Source organism: Streptomyces sp. bgisy027 (genome assembly GCF_057710365.1).
The window spans coordinates 1-17,109 of record NZ_JBYIVZ010000063.1; the positions used below are offsets into that span (position 1 = coordinate 1).

General features: G+C 71.5%; 16 protein-coding genes and 2 pseudogenes. 13 read left to right on the forward strand and 5 right to left on the reverse strand.

The window, feature by feature from the left end:
- Window positions 1–46 precede the first annotated feature (46 nt).
- Both AC3ETA_RS40915 and AC3ETA_RS40920 read left to right on the forward strand, forming a co-directional pair.
- Complete coding sequence (locus AC3ETA_RS40915; RefSeq protein ID WP_432197979.1) at window positions 47–1,615, forward strand: glycoside hydrolase family 53 protein; 1,569 nt, start codon at window positions 47–49, stop codon at window positions 1,613–1,615.
- Window positions 1,616–1,797: 182 nt separating this feature from the next.
- Complete coding sequence (locus tag AC3ETA_RS40920) at window positions 1,798–2,085, forward strand: ArsR family transcriptional regulator (RefSeq protein ID WP_432197980.1); 288 nt, start codon at window positions 1,798–1,800, stop codon at window positions 2,083–2,085.
- An 11-nt stretch (window positions 2,086–2,096) separates the two neighbouring features.
- Here AC3ETA_RS40920 and AC3ETA_RS40925 read toward each other — a convergent pair whose 3' ends face one another.
- Complete coding sequence (locus AC3ETA_RS40925) at window positions 2,097–2,561, reverse strand: SRPBCC family protein (protein WP_432197981.1); 465 nt, start codon at window positions 2,559–2,561, stop codon at window positions 2,097–2,099.
- 273 nt (window positions 2,562–2,834) lie between these two features.
- Between AC3ETA_RS40925 and AC3ETA_RS40930 the strand changes: the two genes are divergently transcribed.
- The 11 genes and pseudogenes from AC3ETA_RS40930 (at window position 2,835) to AC3ETA_RS40980 (ending at window position 13,319) form a co-directional block, all read left to right on the forward strand.
- Window positions 2,835–3,296: a FluC/FEX family fluoride channel gene (locus tag AC3ETA_RS40930; protein WP_432197982.1), complete on the forward strand. Its 462-nt coding sequence runs from the start codon at window positions 2,835–2,837 to the stop codon at window positions 3,294–3,296.
- Window positions 3,293–3,673: a DUF190 domain-containing protein gene (locus AC3ETA_RS40935; RefSeq protein ID WP_432197983.1), complete on the forward strand. Its 381-nt coding sequence runs from the start codon at window positions 3,293–3,295 to the stop codon at window positions 3,671–3,673. Before AC3ETA_RS40930 ends, AC3ETA_RS40935 begins: the two co-directional genes overlap by 4 nt.
- A complete protein-coding gene (gene crcB / locus AC3ETA_RS40940; RefSeq protein ID WP_432197984.1) occupies window positions 3,670–4,044 on the forward strand; it encodes a fluoride efflux transporter CrcB in 375 nt (124 codons plus the stop codon). The genes AC3ETA_RS40935 and crcB overlap by 4 nt, the downstream gene beginning before the upstream one ends.
- A gap of 95 nt (window positions 4,045–4,139) precedes the next feature.
- Entirely contained in the window at window positions 4,140–4,976 is an 837-nt protein-coding gene (locus AC3ETA_RS40945) for an undecaprenyl-diphosphate phosphatase (protein ID WP_432197985.1), read from the forward strand.
- A gap of 107 nt (window positions 4,977–5,083) precedes the next feature.
- A complete protein-coding gene (locus tag AC3ETA_RS40950) occupies window positions 5,084–5,815 on the forward strand; it encodes a FadR/GntR family transcriptional regulator (protein WP_432197986.1) in 732 nt (243 codons plus the stop codon).
- A pseudogene (locus AC3ETA_RS40955) lies at window positions 5,812–6,820 on the forward strand (amino acid permease). The gene AC3ETA_RS40950 and the pseudogene AC3ETA_RS40955 overlap by 4 nt, the downstream one beginning before the upstream one ends.
- A 58-nt stretch (window positions 6,821–6,878) precedes the next feature.
- Window positions 6,879–7,895: an asparaginase gene (locus tag AC3ETA_RS40960; protein ID WP_432197987.1), complete on the forward strand. Its 1,017-nt coding sequence runs from the start codon at window positions 6,879–6,881 to the stop codon at window positions 7,893–7,895.
- Window positions 7,896–8,012: 117 nt separating this feature from the next.
- Complete coding sequence (gene aspA, locus AC3ETA_RS40965; RefSeq protein WP_432197988.1) at window positions 8,013–9,422, forward strand: aspartate ammonia-lyase; 1,410 nt, start codon at window positions 8,013–8,015, stop codon at window positions 9,420–9,422.
- Window positions 9,423–9,471: 49 nt separating this feature from the next.
- Complete coding sequence (locus tag AC3ETA_RS40970; RefSeq protein WP_432197989.1) at window positions 9,472–10,413, forward strand: glutaminase; 942 nt, start codon at window positions 9,472–9,474, stop codon at window positions 10,411–10,413.
- Window positions 10,414–10,572: 159 nt separating this feature from the next.
- Window positions 10,573–11,967 (forward strand): polyprenol phosphomannose-dependent alpha 1,6 mannosyltransferase MptB, encoded by a 1,395-nt coding sequence (mptB, locus tag AC3ETA_RS40975; protein WP_432197990.1) that lies wholly within the window; start codon window positions 10,573–10,575, stop codon window positions 11,965–11,967.
- Window positions 11,964–13,319: a glycosyltransferase 87 family protein gene (locus AC3ETA_RS40980; protein ID WP_432197991.1), complete on the forward strand. Its 1,356-nt coding sequence runs from the start codon at window positions 11,964–11,966 to the stop codon at window positions 13,317–13,319. The genes mptB and AC3ETA_RS40980 overlap by 4 nt, the downstream gene beginning before the upstream one ends.
- A gap of 83 nt (window positions 13,320–13,402) precedes the next feature.
- Here the strand turns inward: AC3ETA_RS40980 and AC3ETA_RS40985 are convergent.
- The 4 genes and pseudogenes from AC3ETA_RS40985 to AC3ETA_RS41000 form a co-directional block, all read right to left on the reverse strand.
- A pseudogene (locus AC3ETA_RS40985) lies at window positions 13,403–14,242 on the reverse strand (D-alanyl-D-alanine carboxypeptidase family protein); the annotation flags it as partial.
- Between the two features lie 90 nt (window positions 14,243–14,332).
- Complete coding sequence (rho, locus tag AC3ETA_RS40990) at window positions 14,333–15,469, reverse strand: transcription termination factor Rho (protein WP_432197992.1); 1,137 nt, start codon at window positions 15,467–15,469, stop codon at window positions 14,333–14,335.
- Between the two features lie 244 nt (window positions 15,470–15,713).
- On the reverse strand, window positions 15,714–16,541 hold the full coding sequence (locus AC3ETA_RS40995) for a class I SAM-dependent methyltransferase (RefSeq protein ID WP_432197993.1): 828 nt from the start codon (window positions 16,539–16,541) through the stop codon (window positions 15,714–15,716).
- 98 nt (window positions 16,542–16,639) lie between these two features.
- Window positions 16,640–17,038, reverse strand: coding sequence for a nuclear transport factor 2 family protein (locus AC3ETA_RS41000; RefSeq protein ID WP_432197994.1), 399 nt, complete (start codon window positions 17,036–17,038; stop codon window positions 16,640–16,642).
- Window positions 17,039–17,109 lie beyond the last annotated feature (71 nt).

The window sequence follows — 17,109 nt, forward strand, 5'->3', positions numbered from 1 at the left end:
CCCCGGGGAACCTCCATCCCATACGTCGAAGGGACGACGGACGAAGATGTTCCATCCCAGACGCACCCTCAGGGCCCTGCTGATACCGCTGGCCGCCGGACTCGCCCTGACCACCCTGCCCGCGCAGACCGCCTCGGCGGCGAGCACGCTCACCAACGGCGGCTTCGAGTCGGACGGCACCGGCACCGCGACCCCGGCCGGCTGGTCCACCTACTCGGCGGCCGGACAGAACTCCGCCTCCTTCACCGAGGCCGGTGGCCACGGCGGCAGTTACCGCCTGACGCACTGGTCGGCGTCCGCGTACAAGGTGGAGACCTACCAGTACCTGTCGGGGCTGACCAACGGGAGCTACAGGCTCACCGCCTGGGTGCGCTCCGGCGGTGGCCAGAACTCGGCGTACCTCGCCCTGAAGAACTGCGGCGGCGCCGAGCAGCGCACCGACCTGCCGGTCTCCGCGAGCGGCTGGATCCGGATCGTCGTGCCGGTCAGCGTGACCGACAACCAGTGCACGATCAGCATCAACAGCGACGCGGCCGCGGGCAATTGGCTCAACGTCGACGACCTGACCTTCGCCGCCGGCACGGGCGGCACCTCGATCCACGGCGCCGACATCTCCTCCCTCGCCAAGAGCGAGGCCAAGGGCGGCACCTACAGGACCGGTTCCGGCAGCACCGGCGACGCGGTCGCCATCCTCAAGAGCGCCGGCATGAACTACGCGCGCCTGAAGGTCTGGGTCAACCCGGCCGACGGCTACAACAACAAGGCACGCGTCCTCGCCACGGCCAAGCGCGTCAAGGCTGCCGGCATGAAGCTGCTGGTCGACTTCCACTACTCGGACACCTGGGCCGACCCCGGCGCCCAGAGCAAGCCGGCCGCCTGGTCCGGCCACTCCTACGGCCAGTTGAAGACCGACGTGTACCACCACACGTACGACGTGCTCAACGCGCTGAAGGCACAGGGCACCACCGCCGACATGGTCCAGGTCGGCAACGAGATCAACGGCGGCATGCTGTGGTCCGAGGGCTCCACCGACAACTGGTCGCAGCTGGCCGGCCTGCTCAACTCCGGCTACGACGCGGTCAAGGCGGTCAGCTCGTCCACCACGGTCGCGCTGCACCTGGCCAAGGGCGGCGACCTGTCCGGCACCCGCTGGTGGTTCGACAACGCCGTCGCGAACGGTGTGAAGTTCGACGCCGTCGGCCTGTCGTACTACGGCTACTGGCACGGCACGCTGTACGACTTCCAGACCACCCTCGACGACGCGGCGTCCCGCTACGCCAAGCCGGTCTTCGTCGCCGAGACGGCCTACCCGTTCCGCCTGGACAGCGAGGACTCGCACGAGAACATCATCGACCTCGCCACCGAGCTGGTCGCCGGCTACCCCGCCACCGTGACCGGGCAGACCAGGTGGATGAACGACGTGGCGAGCATCGTGGAGGCCGTCCCCGGCGGCCGCGGTCTCGGCGTCTTCTACTGGGAGGCGACCTGGACCGCCGTCACCGGCAACGGCTGGGACCCGACCGACGCCGCCTCCGGCAACGGCTGGGAGAACCAGGCCCTGTTCGGCTACGACGACCGGGCGCTCTCCTCGACGTCGTGGTTCAGCCACCGTTGAGCAAGTGACCAAAGGGCCCGGTCGCGTCCCCGCGACCGGGCCCCCGCACGTTCGTCGCGAACAGCCCGGCGTCGTACGGCCGTTCGGTACCGGACAAGGCTCGCAGAGTCCCGGACACGGCGGTGGCCGCTGCGGGACAGTGGGAGCACGTGCCACGACGCGGCCCGACGGAGGGAGACGAGATGCTGAGGACTCCCGCCGGCCGGCGGCGCCTGGAGATCCTGGAGTGGTTCAAGGACCCGGCCGTCCACTTCCCGGACGGATGCCACGGCGACCCGGCCGAGGACGGCGTCACCGCGGACGCGGTGGCCGCCAAACTCGGAGTACCGCCCCACGTCGCCGAGACCCACCTCGGCCTCCTCGTCGGCATCGGCGTGCTGCGCAGAAAACAGGTCCAGCAGCACACGCACTACCGACGGGACGAGATGCGCATCGCGGAGGTGGCCCGCATGTTCGAGAAGGGCTGGTAGAGGCGCGGGAACTAGCGTGGACGCGGCCCGCCCAGCGAAGCGTCATGCTCGCGCACAGCGATCCGCGCCAGCTTCGTCAGCATCATCCCGTTGCGGATCGCGACCACGTAGTCGACGGGCAGACCGTGCATCCGGGTCCCGGGCCCCCGCAGCGGGTGCCAGTCGATGACGAAGAGGGTGTGCTCGCCCCAGGGAATCAGCTGCATGGCGATGCGGGCCGCACCGAAGGGCTCCGCCTTCGCCTCCAGTTCCAGCCGGCGTCGCGGTTCGTGGATGCGGACGACGACCGTGTCGTCGAGGGTCAGACGGCCCATCCCGACCCGGACCCGCAGCCGGGCGCCCACGTCCGGCCAGTCGGGGTCCACGGCGAGCACCTCCTGGGTGCCCGTGACCCACTCCCCGTAGCGGCGGCCGTCGGACAGCAGACTCCAGACCTCCGACGGCGAGCTCAGGATCAGACGGCGATTGCGCGCCACGCCGACCACGCTCCTTCACCTCGGCCGCTCAGCGGGCTCTTCGACAGTAGCCGCGCCGCACTGGACGGGCATGCCGAGCCGCGGCCGCCGCTTCCCGAGGTGACCCCTTCCCGCGCCCGGCGTTACCCTGTTGACCGGCCGCGATCACCGTCGCGGCGCGGCGGTGGGGCCCGCCGTACCCGAACCGCGGCAGTGCTGCCGCCAACGGTCCCTACTTGCAACCGCGAGGCCCGCATGCCCCGGGCCGCCCTGGCGAGTAGGAGACGTACGCCCATGACAGCCCCCGACACCGACAGCCTGCGCGCTCCCGCCGGCACCGCGCGCCCCCAGGCCTGGCGGACGCAGGCACCCGTCGTCGCGGTGGTCGCGGCCGGCGGAGCCCTCGGAGCCACGGCCCGCTACGCACTCGCGCTGTGGTGGCCGGTCCAGCCGGGCGGTTTCCCCTGGGTGACCTTCTGGACCAATGTCGTCGGCTGCGCCGTGATAGGTGTGTTCATGGTGATCATCACCGAGGTGTGGGCCGCCCATCGCCTCGTCCGTCCCTTCTTCGGCACCGGCGTCCTCGGCGGCTTCACCACCTTCTCGACGTACGCCGTCGACATCCAGAAGCTGGTGGACCACGGCCATCCGCGCACCGGACTGGCCTACCTCGCCGCCACCCTGATCGCCGCGCTCACGGCGGTCTGGCTCTTTGCGGCGGCCACCCGTCGCGTCCTGAAGTGGAGGCAGTCATGACCAGGCTGACCGGCAGGGCCCTGCGCCTGACCGTCTTCGTGGGGGAGCACGACACCTGGCACCACAAGCCGCTCTACTCCGAGATCGTGCACCGCGCCCACGCGGCCGGCCTCGCGGGGGCCAGCGTCTTCCGCGGCATCGAGGGCTACGGCGCCTCCTCGCTGATCCACACCTCGCGGCTGCTGTCCCTGAGCGAGGACCTGCCGGTCGCGATCGTGATCGTGGACACCGAGGAGCGGGTGCGCGCCTTCCTGCCGCAGCTCGACGAACTGGTCGCCGAGGGACTCGTCACCATCGACGAATGCGACGTCATCCGGTACATCGGCCGGGACGGCAAAACGGGCGAGTCGGACAGGAAAGGTAAGAAGCAGCCGTGAACTGGTTTCTGGTCGTCGCGGGCGCCGCCGTCGGCGCGCCGCTGCGCTATCTCACCGACCGCGCGGTGCAGTCCCGGCACGACTCCGTGTTCCCCTGGGGCACCTTCCTCGTCAACGCCTGCGGCTGTCTGATCCTCGGCCTGCTCACCGGCGCGGCGGCCTCGGGTGCCGCGAGTTCGCACCTCCAGCTGCTGCTCGGCACGGGGCTGTGCGGCGCCCTGACCACCTACTCGACCTTCTCCTACGAGACCCTGCGGCTGACCGGGACGGGCGCCGGGCTCTACGCCCTCGGCAATGTGGTGGGCAGCGTGGTCGTGGGTCTCGGCGCGGCCTTCCTCGGCGTGTCGCTGGCCGGGGCGGTGTGGCCGTAGGCCGTCACCGGCGGTGTCGACGGCGCGGGAGTCACACCCGCGCCTGGTAGGACAGTGCGCACCAGCTGTCCCGCCGACCCCCGGAACTGGATCACATGAGCGTCATCAGCGTCGGTCAGGCCATCGTCCTCGGAGCCGTCGAGGGGGTGACCGAGTTCCTGCCCGTCTCCTCGACCGGCCATCTGAAGATCGTCGAGGGGCTCATGGGCATTCCCGTGGACGACGACTCGGTGGTCGGGTTCTCGGCCGTCATCCAGGTGGGCGCGATCGCCGCCGTGCTCGTCTACTTCTTCAAGGACATCGTGCGGATCGTCTCCGCGTGGCTGCGCGGGCTGCGCGACAAGGAGGAGCGGTACCACCACGACTACCGGTTCGCCTGGTGGGTGATCTGCGCGACCATTCCGATCGTCGTCGTGGGCCTGGCCGCCAAGCCGCTGATCGAGGGGCCGCTGGCCTCGCTGTGGGTGGTCGCGGGCTCGCTGATCGTGGGCAGCGGTGTGATGTGGGCGGCCGATCAGATGGGCCGGCACAAGCGAGGGGAGGACGACACCTCCTTCAAGGACGCCATGCTCGTCGGCAGCTCTCAGATCCTCGCCCTGCTGTTCCCCGGCTTCTCGCGCTCCGGCGCCACGATGTCCACCGCCCTGATGCTCGACCTCGACCGGGTCGCCGCCACCCGGCTGTCCTTCTTCCTCGGCATTCCGGCGCTGACCGGAGCGGGCATCTACGAGCTGAAGGACGCCCTCGGCACGGGCACGGCGGCGCTGCCGCTGGCCGTCGGCACCCTCGTGTCCTTCGTCGTCGCCTACGCCTCCATCGCCTGGCTGCTGAAGTTCGTCGCCAAGCACTCCTTCAACGCCTTCGTGATCTACCGGATCGTGGTCGGGCTGCTGCTGTTCGGGCTGCTCGGCGCGGGTGTCGTCAACAGCTGACCGGCTCCGGACGTGACGTCGGCGAGGGACCTGCGGCGTCGCATCCGGTGAATCTCTCCTTGGGGGTCTCTTGACACCACCGTCCGCTCACCCGGAACATCTCTCCCGTGAACCTGTCAGACAGCCGGACAGCCGGACAGCCTCCCCGTCGTGTGAGCGCCATGGAGGCGGTGCTGGCGCATCTGCGTGATGCCATCGAGCGCGGCCAGTACGCCGTCGGCGACAAGCTGCCCTCCGAGGCGGAGCTCTGCCGCACCCTGGAGATCAGCAGGCCCGTCCTGCGCGAGGCCCTGCGGGCCCTGCAGACCATGGGCCTGACCGTCTCCAAGACCGGCAAGGGCACCTTCGTCGTGGCCAGCACCGTCGAGGACCCCACCTTCGGCGACTACTCGGCGAGCGACCTGCTGGAGGTGCGCCGGCACGTCGAGATCCCGGTCGCCGGGTACGCGGCCCTGCGCCGCACCCCGGAGAACCTCGACCACCTCGCCCACCTGCTGGACCGCATGGAGCGGGAGACGGACACCACCGCGTGGGTCGCGATGGACACCCTCTTCCACCTGGCCGTGGCCGAGGCCGCCCAGAACCCGGTCTTCCGCCGGGTCATCGAGGAGATCCGTGACGCACTGGCGCGTCAGTCGGCCTTCCTCAACGAGCTGGGCGGTCGCCGCGAGCAGTCCAACCGGGAGCACCGGGCGATCGTCGAGGCGCTGATCGACGGTTCCGAACTCGACGCGACCGACGCCATGGCCCACCACCTGGACCGCGTCGAGACGACCCTCACCGACATCGTGCGCCCCCCGCGCACCGACAGCACCACGGAAGGCGGACCCGAGGCGTGAGCGAGCAGCACCTCAAAGACGAGACGCGCCCCTCGTCCGGTCACGTAGACGTCGGAGACCACGGCTACAGCAAGTCGATGAAGGCCCGGCACGTCAACATGATCGCCATCGGCGGTGCCATCGGCACCGGCCTGTTCCTCGGGGCCGGCGGCCGACTCGCCGACGCCGGCCCGTCCCTGATCACCGACAACGGCGGCGTCTTCCCCCACGGCCTGCTGCCGATGCTGCTGATCGTCCAGGGCGTCGTCTTCGCCTACGCCTCCGTCGAGCTGGTCGGCGTCGCCGCCGGTGAGACCGAGAACCCCGAGAAGACCATGCCGAAGGCGATCAACTCGATCATGTGGCGCGTCGGCCTTGTTCTATGTCGGCTCCGTCATCCTGCTGTCGATGCTGCTGCCCTGGTCGTCGTACAAGGCCGGCGAGAGCCCCTTCGTCACCGTGCTCTCCGACATCGGCGTCCCGGCGGCCGGCGGGATCATGAACCTCGTCGTGCTCACCGCGGCGATGTCCTCGCTCAACTCCGGCCTCTACTCCACCGGCCGCATCCTGCGCTCCATGGCGGTCAACGGCTCCGCCCCGAAGTTCACCTCGGTGATGAGCCGCAGCCAGGTCCCGTACGGCGGCATCCTGCTGACCAGCGGTATCTGTGTCCTCGGCGTCGGTCTCAACTTCGTCGTCCCCGCCGAGGCGTTCGAGATCGTGCTGAACTTCGCGGCCATCGGCATCCTCGCCACCTGGGGCATGATCATGGTCTGCCACCTGCTCTTCTGGCAGAAGACCCAGAACGGCGAGCTGACCCGCCCCGGCTACCGACTGCCGGGCTCCCCCTGGACCGAACTCGTGACGCCGGCCTTCCTGGCCTCCGTCCTGGTCCTCATGTACGCCGACGGCGGCGCGGGACGCACCACAGTGCTGTGCCTGCCGCTGATCGTCGCAGCGCTGGTCGCGGGCCGGTACGCCATCCGCAGCCGGGCCGGGCGCACCGCCACCAAGGCCGACGCGTGACAACCGTGTCGGTCGACGACCCCTCATCGACCCACGACAACCAGGCAGCCAGACAGTGATGTACAGCAGCTCCATGGCGGACGCACCCCTTGTCCGCGAACCTCTCCACGCCCCCGTCGCCCACCTCATACGCGGCGGAATGACCGAAGGCATCCACTACGGCTCCGTCGTCGTCCTCGGCGGCGACGGTGACGTCCGGTTCCAGCTCGGTGACATCGAGGCCGCCTTCTACCCCCGCTCGGCGCTGAAGCCGGTCCAGGCCGTCGCCATGGCCCGGGCGGGGCTCCCGCTCGACGGCGAGCTGCTCTCCCTCGCCGCGGCGAGCCACTCCGGCGAGGAACGCCATCTCGCCGGAACCCGGCGCGTCCTCGAACTCGCCGGTCTCACCGAGGACCACCTGCGCAACGTCCCGGACATGCCGTTCGACCCCGTGGTCCGGGACTCCTGGGTGCGGGAGGGCCGCGCGCCCTCCCGGCTCGCCCAGAACTGCTCCGGCAAGCACGCGGCCATGCTGTACACCTGCGTGCTCAACGGCTGGTCCCTGGAGGACTACCTCGACCCCGGCCACCCGCTCCAGCAGGCCATCGCGGAGATCGTCGAGGATCTCACCGGGCAGCGGATCGCGCGCGTGACCGTCGACGGGTGCGGGGCGCCGCTGTTCTCCGTCTCGCTGCACGGGCTCGCCCGCGCCGCCGCGCGTGTCACCACCGCGGCGCCGGGCACACCCGAGGCCCGGGTCGCCGACGCGATGCGGGAGCACGCCGAGATGGCCTCCGGCTCCGGCCGGGACGTGGCGGCGCTGATGCGGGCCGTGCCGGGGCTGCTGGCCAAGGACGGCTTCGAGGGCGTGCAGGTCGCCGCGCTGCCGGACGGCCGGGCCGTCGCCGTGAAGATCGCCGACGGGGCGAACCGGGCGCGGGTGCCGGTGGCTGCCGCCGCTCTTGCCTGGGCCGGGGTCGATCCGGAGCTGCTCACCGAGTTCCGGGGTGAGGCGCTTCTGGGTGGCGGTCGGGCGGTCGGGTGTGTGCAGCCCGTTCGTTCGCTGGAGCCGGTTGCCGTTTCGGCCTGCGCCTAAGGATGTGCCGCGGATCTTGTACGGCGGCTGCGAGCCGGATGTGGCTGGTCGCGCAGTTCCCCGCGCCCCTGAAGGGGCGCGCACACTCACCCTCTCAGAAAGAAGAACCGTTCCCTCATGACCACCGCCACCCGTAGCGAACACGACCTGCTCGGCGACCGGGACGTGCCCGCCGACGCCTACTGGGGCGTCCACACCCTGCGCGCCACCGAGAACTTCGCCATCACCGGCACGCCCATCTCCGCCTACCCGCACCTGATCGACGCGCTCGCCGCCGTCAAGGAGGCCGCGGCCCTCGCCAACGAGGAACTCGGTCTGCTGGAGCCGAAGAAGGCCGCCGCGATCGTCGCCGCCTGCCGGGAGATCCGCAGCGGCGAGCTGCACGACCAGTTCGTCGTCGACGTCATCCAGGGCGGCGCCGGCACCTCGACCAACATGAACGCCAACGAGGTCGTCGCCAACCGGGCGCTGGAGCTGCTGGGCCACGAGAAGGGCCAGTACCGGCACCTGCACCCCAACGAGGACGTCAACCTCGGTCAGTCGACCAACGACGTCTACCCGACCGCCGTCAAGATCGCGACCGTGTTCGCGGTGCGCGGGCTGCTCAAGGCGATGGCCGTGCTCCAGGACGCGTTCGCCCGCAAGGCCGTCGAGTTCCGTGACGTGCTGAAGATGGGCCGTACGCAGCTCCAGGACGCGGTGCCGATGACGCTCGGGCAGGAGTTCTCCGCCTACGCCGTCATGCTCGACGAGGACCGCTCCCGGCTCGCCGAGGCGGTCGAGCTGATCCACGAGATCAACCTGGGCGCCACCGCCATCGGCACCGGCCTCAACGCCCCCGCCGGATACGCCGAGGCGGCCCGCCGCCACCTGTCCGAGATCACCGGACTGCCGCTGGTCACCGCCGCCAACCTGGTCGAAGCCACCCAGGACTGCGGCGCGTTCGTCCAGATGTCCGGCGTGCTCAAGCGCATCGCCGTGAAGCTCTCCAAGAGCTGCAACGACCTGCGCCTGCTGTCCTCCGGCCCGCGCGCCGGCCTCGGCGAGATCAACCTGCCGCCGGTGCAGGCCGGTTCGTCGATCATGCCCGGCAAGGTCAACCCGGTGATCCCCGAGGTCGTCAACCAGGTCGCCTTCGAGGTGATCGGCAACGACGTCGCCATCACCATGGCCGCCGAGGCCGGACAGCTCCAGCTCAACGCCTTCGAGCCGGTCATCCTGCACTCCCTGTCCGAGAGCATCACGCACCTGCGCAGCGCCTGCGTGACCCTCGCCGAGCGCTGTGTGGCCGGCATCACCGCGAACACCGACGCGCTGCGCCGGACCGTGGAGAACTCCATCGGCCTGGTCACCGCCCTGAACCCGCACATCGGGTACACGGCCGCGACCGACATCGCCAAGGAGGCCCTCGCGAGCGGCCGGGGCGTGGCCGAACTCGTCCTGGAGAAGGGCCTGTTGCCGGCCGGGACCCTGGCCGACCTGCTGCGCCCGGAAGTCGTCGCGGGCACCGGTCAGGCCCTGGCCTGACCAGCGGCAACCCACCTCGGATGCGCGAAGGGACCGGCCGGGAGGCACAATGGTGATCATGGCAGCGTCAACGTCGTCACTGACCTTCCAGCCGATCCTGGAGCGCATCGCGGAGGAGATCGAGCGGACCCCCGGCCGGGGCCGGCCCGCCGACTACATCCCGGCGCTCGCGGCCTGCGACCCCCGCCGCTTCGGCATGGCCGTCGCCGAACTCGACGGCACGGTGTACGGCGTGGGGGACTGGCGCGAGCCGTTCTCCACGCAGTCCATCACCAAGGTGTTCACCCTCGCGCTCGACCTGGCCCGCGAGGGTGACGAACTCTGGGAGCACGTGGGCCGCGAGCCCTCCGGCAACCCCTTCAACTCCCTGATCCAGCTGGAGTACGAGAACGGCATCCCCCGCAACCCGTTCATCAACGCGGGCGCCCTCGTCGTCACCGACCGCCTCCAGACCCGTACCGGAGACGCGGCCGGTGAACTCCTGGCCTTCCTGCGCGCCGAGAGCGGCAACTCTGCCCTGGACTTCGACAAGGACGTCGCCGCCTCCGAGACGGCGAACGGCGACCGGAACGCCGCGCTCGCCCACTTCATGGCGTCCTACGGCAACATCGACAACCCCGTGCCGGCCCTGCTCGACCAGTACTTCCGCCAGTGCTCCGTCCAGGCGTCCTGCGCCGACCTCGCCCTGGCCACGTCGTTCCTGGCGCGCCACGGTGTCCGGGCGGACGGTACCCGTCTGCTCACCCGCAGTCAGGCCAAGCAGATCAACGCGGTCATGCTGACCTGCGGCACCTACGACGCGGCGGGCGACTTCGCCTACCGCGTGGGACTGCCGGGCAAGAGCGGAGTCGGCGGCGGCATCATCGCGGTCGTACCGGGCCGCTGCACCCTGTGCGTGTGGAGTCCCGGTCTGGACGAGCGCGGCAACTCGGTGGCAGGAGTGGCGGCCCTGGACAGATTCACGACACTGACGGGCCTGTCGGTCTTCTGAGGAGGGACGCAGCGCCCCTCCAGGGGCGCGGGGAACTGCGCGACAAGCCCCCACCGGGCCGCACGTTGATCACGCGCCGGACACACCGCGGTCTCCCCCCGGAGGGAGCCCCGTCAACTGGCGGCCACCCGTCGTTGACACGCTGACCGAGTGTTGGCCATGGCTTTCCCCATCGATCTACGCCGCTGCCAGATACTCGGTCTGGCCGGCACCGCCATACTCGCCCTGGGCGGGGAGACGGCCGGTGCGCTGCCGGTCCGGGAACTGCTGGCCCCCAGCTCGGCACACGCCGCCCTCGGCCTGGTCGGCGTGTACTTCGGCGTCGTCCTGCTGATAGCGGCGTGGCTGCTGCTAGGCCGGCTCGTGCGCAGCGCCGACCCGCCGACCCCACGCGCCCTGCTGCTCGTGCTGGCCGCGTGGGCCGCCCCGCTGCTGATCGCGCCGCCGCTGTTCAGCCGGGACGTGTACAGCTACCTGGCTCAGGGAGCCATGGTCGACGCGCACATCGACGTCTACGCGTACGGACCCTCCCACCTCGGCGGCCCCCTCGCCGACGAGGTCGCCCCGCTGTGGCGGCACACCGGGGCCCCCTACGGCCCCGTGTTCATGGGCGTCGCCTCCGTGCTGTCGGGCGCGACCCGCGGCGAGGTGCCCGCCGGACTGTTCGGCATGCGGCTGATAGCGCTGCTCGGCGTGGCACTGATGGCCGCCGCCCTGCCACGCCTCGCCCGGCACAGCGGAGCCGACCCGGCCGCCGCGCTGTGGCTCGGCGCCCTCAACCCGCTCGTGCTGCTGCACCTCGTGGCGGGTGCCCACAACGACGCCATCATGCTGGGCCTGCTCGGCGCCGGTCTGGTCGCCGCCCTCGGCCGCCGGCCCGTCCTGGGCGCCGTCCTCGTGACACTGGCCGCGCTGGTCAAGGCGCCCGCCGCGCTCGGCCTCGTCGCCGTCGTACTGCTCCAGATGCGCTCCGGACACCTTCCGGCGAAGGCCGTCCTCAGCACGGGAGCGGCCTCCGCCGCCACCACGGTCGCCGCCACGGCCGTGGCAGGCACGGGATACGGCTGGATCGGCGCCCTGGACACCCCCGTCTCCACTGAGAACTGGGCACTGACCAGCCTGCTCGGCCGGGCCACCGCCTCGCTGCTGGAGCAGACCGGCAGCGATCTGGCACCGCTGGCCGTACCCGTGTGGCACACCTTCGGACTCGTCCTCACCGGCGTCCTGGTGCTCCTCATATGGTGGCGCTGGCGTCCGCGCCCGGTGTACGCGCTCGGCCTGAGCCTCGCGGCCGTGGCCGCCTTCGGACCGGCGATCCGCCCCTGGTACGCGCTGTGGGGCCTGTTCCTCGTAGCGGCCGCCGCGCCCAGCACCTCGGTACGGCACCGGGTCGCGGCCCTGACGGGCGTGCTCGCGCTCGCGGTGCTGCCCAGCGGCGGCCCCGCCGACGCCGGCCAGCTGGTACTGGCGGTCTCCGGCGGCGTGCTCGCCGTGGTCGTTCTCTGGCAGGCGCATCTGGTAGCACAGGCCCCGGCGTTGGGACGTACGGCATGAGGCTTCCGCGCACCGACCGCGGCCGGCTGGCACTCGTGCTCGTCCTCGTCGCCGCCGTCGCCGTCTTCACCGCCACCGTGCCGCTGCTGCGCGACTGGTTCGACCTGCGCGTCTACCACGGCACCGTCGACAGCTGGCTGCACCACGACGGCCGTATCTACGACTACCGGGTGCCCGGCACCACGTACGGCTTCACCTACCCGCCGTTCGCGGCGGTCGTGATGCTGCCCATGGCGCTGCTGGATCTGCATGCCGCCATCGCGGTGGCGCTGCTGCTCAACCTGGTGGCGCTGGCCTTCGTGCTGCGGGTGCTGGCCGGGCGGGCGTGGCGGCGCCACGGCTGGTACGGAGTCGCGCTGGCCCTGTGCGGGCTGGCCCTGTTCGAACCGCTGCGGGACACCTTCAGCTTCGGGCAGGTGAACATCCTGCTGCTGGCCCTGGTGCTCCTCGACTGCCGGCTGCTGGCGACGGGCCGGGAGCGCCGGGCGGGTGTGGGCATCGGCCTGGCGGCGGCGATCAAGCTGACGCCGGCCGCGTTCATCGGGGTGCTGCTGGTGGCCCGTCGCTGGCGGGCCGCGGGCGTGGCGACGGCCGTGGCCGCCGCGGCGACGGCGCTGGCGGCGTGGGTGGCGCCGGGCGCGTCCCGCTTCTACTGGACGCACGCGATGTGGGACACCACCCGGGTGGGCCGCCTCGACTACGTCTCCAACCAGTCCCTGCAAGGGATCCTGGCCCGGCTGGACGTGACGGGCCGGGAGGTCTGGGCGGTCGTCGTCCTGGTCGTCCTGGGCGTGTGGGTGGCGCGCACCCGCCGGGCGGTGGTGGCGGGGGACTGGACGGCGGCGTTCGCCCTCACCGGGCTGACCGCCTGTCTGGTCAGCCCGATCACCTGGGTCCATCACCTGGTGTGGCTGCTGCCGTCCTTCGCCGTCCTGGTCCGGGCCGGGCACCGACGGGTGGCCGCAGCCCTGTACGGGGTGCTGTGCACCAGCGTGGTGTGGCTCTGGTTCGACGACGCGTCCGGCGTCGACGGCTTCCTCGGCAGCAACACCTATGCCTGGATCACCCTGGGCCTGCTGCTCCGGTTGCCGGTCGGTCAGTTGCCCTCCGGGCGCTCGACCCTGCCGCGTGTCACCAACGACACGGCGCCCGCGCCCAACCCGGCGGCTCCGGCGATCGCGCAGGCCTGCGCCCAGCCCGGCGCCTCGCCCTTGGGCGTCACCGCTGCCGCCACGGGTGCCGTGGCGGGGCCCGGCCCGGGTCTGGCCCGCAAGCCGTCGAGCGACCCGACCGGTTCGACCCGGCCGGCCGCGCCGAACCCCCAGTCGAGCAGTTCCCCGGCCTCCTCGTAGACGGCGTGCCCGCCGCCCGCGCGGGGGTTGAGCACCGTCACGACGAGGGTGCGGCCACCGCGGCGGGCGGCGGCGACGAGGGTGTTGCCGGCCTTGCTGGTGTAGCCGTTCTTGATGCCGATCAGCCCCGGGTACGGGTCCACCCCGTCCGCGCCGGTCAGCAGCCGGTTGGTATTGCGGATCGGATAGGCCCGGCCGCCCCCGCCCGGGAACGACGCCGCGGCCGTGCCGCAGTACCGCGCGAACTCCGCGTTGCGCAGCCCGGCACGGCCGAACACCGCCAGGTCGTACGCCGAGGACACCTGGCCGGGCGTGTCGTACCCGTCGGGCGAAACCACCCGCGTGTCGAGCGCGCCGAGCGAACGTGCCTTGGCCTGCATCCGGGCGGCCGTGGTGCGCCAGCCGCCGTTCAGCGTGGCCAGCACCCGCACGGCGTCGTTGCCGGAGCTGAGGAACACCCCGCGCCACAGATCGGCGATCCGGTACGTCCGTCCCTCGGCGACCCCGACCAGACTGCTGCCGGGCCCGATCCCGGCCAGCTCCTCCTGGCGCACGGTGTGCGGGACGCCGACGGGCAGGGCCGGCAGCAGGGTGAGGGCGAACAGGGTCTTGAGGGTGCTCGCGGGCGGCAGCCTGCGGTGCGCCTCGTACGCGGCGAGCACCTCGCCCGAGTCGGCGTCCGCCACCAGCCACGACAGCGCCGAGACGCGCGGCAGCCGGGGTGCCCCGGAGAGCGGATGCACCTGAGTGCCGGACCGGTACAGCAACGCGGGGCGCGGGACCGCCGCGACCCGTGGGCCGCCGGGCGGGTCGGGGGCGAGCCCCTCGTGAGCGACCGCGGCGGCGGGCGCGAGCGCCAGCAGTCCGGCCGCGCAGAGCACGCTCGCGGACACAAGAGCCCGGGAAGAAAGTCCGATCTTCATACTGCCAAGCTAGGAACGGAGTCTCCCCGGACCGCGCTGCCCGGGCCGGTCGGGGCGCGCGGGCACCCGGACGGGCGATGCTCCGGCCCGTCACTGGCCGGGCAGAGTCGGCTGGATCCGCCGCAGGAACGTGGCATTGTCGGGTGTCTCGCGCAGCCGTTCCAGGAGCGTCTCCAGGTTGGTCTGCCCGTCCCGCGTCTGGAGCGCCCGGCGCAGGCCGCGTACGACGCCCGACTCGGCCGGGGGCAGCAGGAGTTCCTCGCGGCGGGTGCCCGACGCGTTGATGTCGACGGCGGGGAAGACACGCCGGTGGGCCAGGTCCCGGTTCAGGCGCAGCTCCATGTTGCCGGTGCTCTTGAGCTCCTCGAAGTAGAAGTCGTCGGCGCGGGAGCCGGTCTCCACCAGGGCGGTGGCGAGGACGGTGAGCGAGCCGCCCTCCTCGGCGAGCCGGGCGGCACCGAAGAACCGCTTCGGCCCGTGCAGGGCCGCCGCGTCGACGCCGCCGCTCAGGGTGCGTCCACCGGAGGCGGCCGCGTTGTTGTGCGCCCGGCACAGCCGGGTCAGGGAGTCGAGCAGGATGACGACGTCCTCGCCGGCTTCGACGAGCCGCTTGGCCCGCTCGATGACGAGCTCGGCCAGCGCGATGTGCTGCTTGGGCGCCCGGTCGAAGGTGGAGGCGTACACCTCGCCCCGCACCGAGCGCCGCATGTCGGTGACTTCCTCGGGGCGTTCGTCGAGGAGCACCACCATCAGCCGGCACTCGGGGTGGTTGCCGGCGACCGCGGCCGCGATCTGCTGGAGGAGGACCGTCTTGCCGGTCTTGGGCGGGGCCACGATCAGGCCGCGCTGGCCCTTGCCCACGGGGGCGATCAGGTCGGTGACCCGGCCGGTCAGACCGGACGCCGGGTGTTCCAGACGGATCCGCTCACGCGGGTGAAGGGGTGTCAGCTCCCGGAAGTGGCGGCGGTTCTTCTCGGGGGTGCGGCCGTTGACGCGGGCGACGTCGGTGAGGGTGCGTCCCTCGCCGCGTACGCCGTCGACCAGGTCGCCCTTGCGCAGGCCGTACCGGCGGATCAGCGCGGGGGAGACCGGGCAGTCGGCCTGGGTGGGCAGCAGGTGCTCGGCGCGCAGGTGTCCCTTGCCGTTCGCGTCGATGTCGAGCACGCCGGTGACGGCACGGACCGGGGGCTGCCGCCGTACGGGTGGGTTTTCGAGAGTGGTGGTCATGGTGGTGTGTCCTTTCACGGACGGAAGGCATGGGGCATGCGGAAGGAAGGGAGGTGCCGCGGACTTCGGGAAGGCGGTCGACGCGCCTTCGGGCGGCGGGAAACAGCACCTCGGACATGGCGCGAGGCCGGTCACGAGACGGTGCGGAGAAAGCCGGTACGCGGACCGGCGAACTGAGGTGGAACTGGCACCGGCGCCCTGGACCGGGCGTACACAGGTGCTGACGGGACCGTACCACGGTGGTTCAGCGCGTGGCGAGAAGTCCGTAGAGCAGGGGGATCCGCGGCTCGGGGAGCCGCCACCAGCCGGAGGGCGTGCGCTCCATCTGCGGCCAGCGCCGCCAGGGCAGCTCGTCGCTCTCGGTGAGGCGCCGGATGGTCAGTCCTGCCTGCGTCAGCGCGCCGAGGACCTCTCCTATTCCGTGCATCCACTCGAAGCTGTCGGTGGCGCCGGCAACGGCCGGGCCGTCCGTGTAGGTGTGCGTGGCGTCGCGGTGCACGGCCCCGTCGCCGCTCAGGTAGTCGTGGCGCAGCAGCAGCTCCGGTCCCTCGCCCGGAGCGGGCTTGGGGCCCAGGGAGTTGAGCAGCGGGTGGAACTCGACGATGTACAACCGCCCGCCGGGCCGCAGGAGTCGGGCCACCACACCGGCCCAGCGGTCCAGGTCGGGCAGATAGCACAGCGCGCCCTTGCCGGTGTAGACGACGTCGAACTGCCGCCCGTCCAGGGCCGCCACGGCGTCGTAGACATTGGCCTGCACGTACGTGACGTCCAGCCCCGCCTGCCGGGCGACGCCGTCCGCGGCGGCCACCGAAGCCGCGGAGAAGTCCAGGCCGACGGCCCGTGCGCCGCGCTGCGCGAAGGCGATCGTCTCGGTGCCCAGATGGCACTGGAGATGCAGCACATCACGCCCGGCCAGCTCACCGAGGTCGTCCCACTCGAAGGAGGCGAACCAGCGGGCGGGATCGAGGTCCTGGTCGAGGCCGTAGAACCGGCTGGCGACGTGGACGGGTGTGCGGGCGTCCCAGTTCGCCTGGTTGGCCGACATCATCCGCGCGTGCTCGTCGGTGGTCATGGGGACATCCAACCCCGACCGGCCCGCGCGCAGGCGGAGATCGCGCCACGGGGCACCCGGGTGTCGATCCGGGTGCACCCCTCTCCGCCCGCCGGAAGCTACGCGGACCGGAGCCGTGCCTCCTTCTCGATCCGGTCGAACTGCGCGCCCATGGCCTCCGCCAGCGCCTGCGCGCCCGACAGCGGACGGACCATGACCATGAAGTCCTCGATCAGCCCCTCCTCGTTCACCCGGAGGAAGTCGCAGCCGGTGATCTCCCGGTCGCCCACCCGCGCGGTGAAGACCAGCGCGTGATCACGGCCGTTCGGGTCGTTGATCTCCCGCACATAGCGGAAGTCCTCGAAGACCCGCACGACACCGCGCAGGATCGCCGCCGTGATCGCCTTGCCGGCATACGGCTTGAACACGACCGGGCTGGTGAAGACGACGTCCTGCGCCAGCAGGGTCTCCATGGCATCGGCGTCGCCCGCCTCGACGGCCTCGCGGAACGCGCGCATCGGGATCACCTCATAGTCAATTTGTTGAGTAGGTGCGGATGAGAATAATCACCTGCTGTTACGGTGTCCAC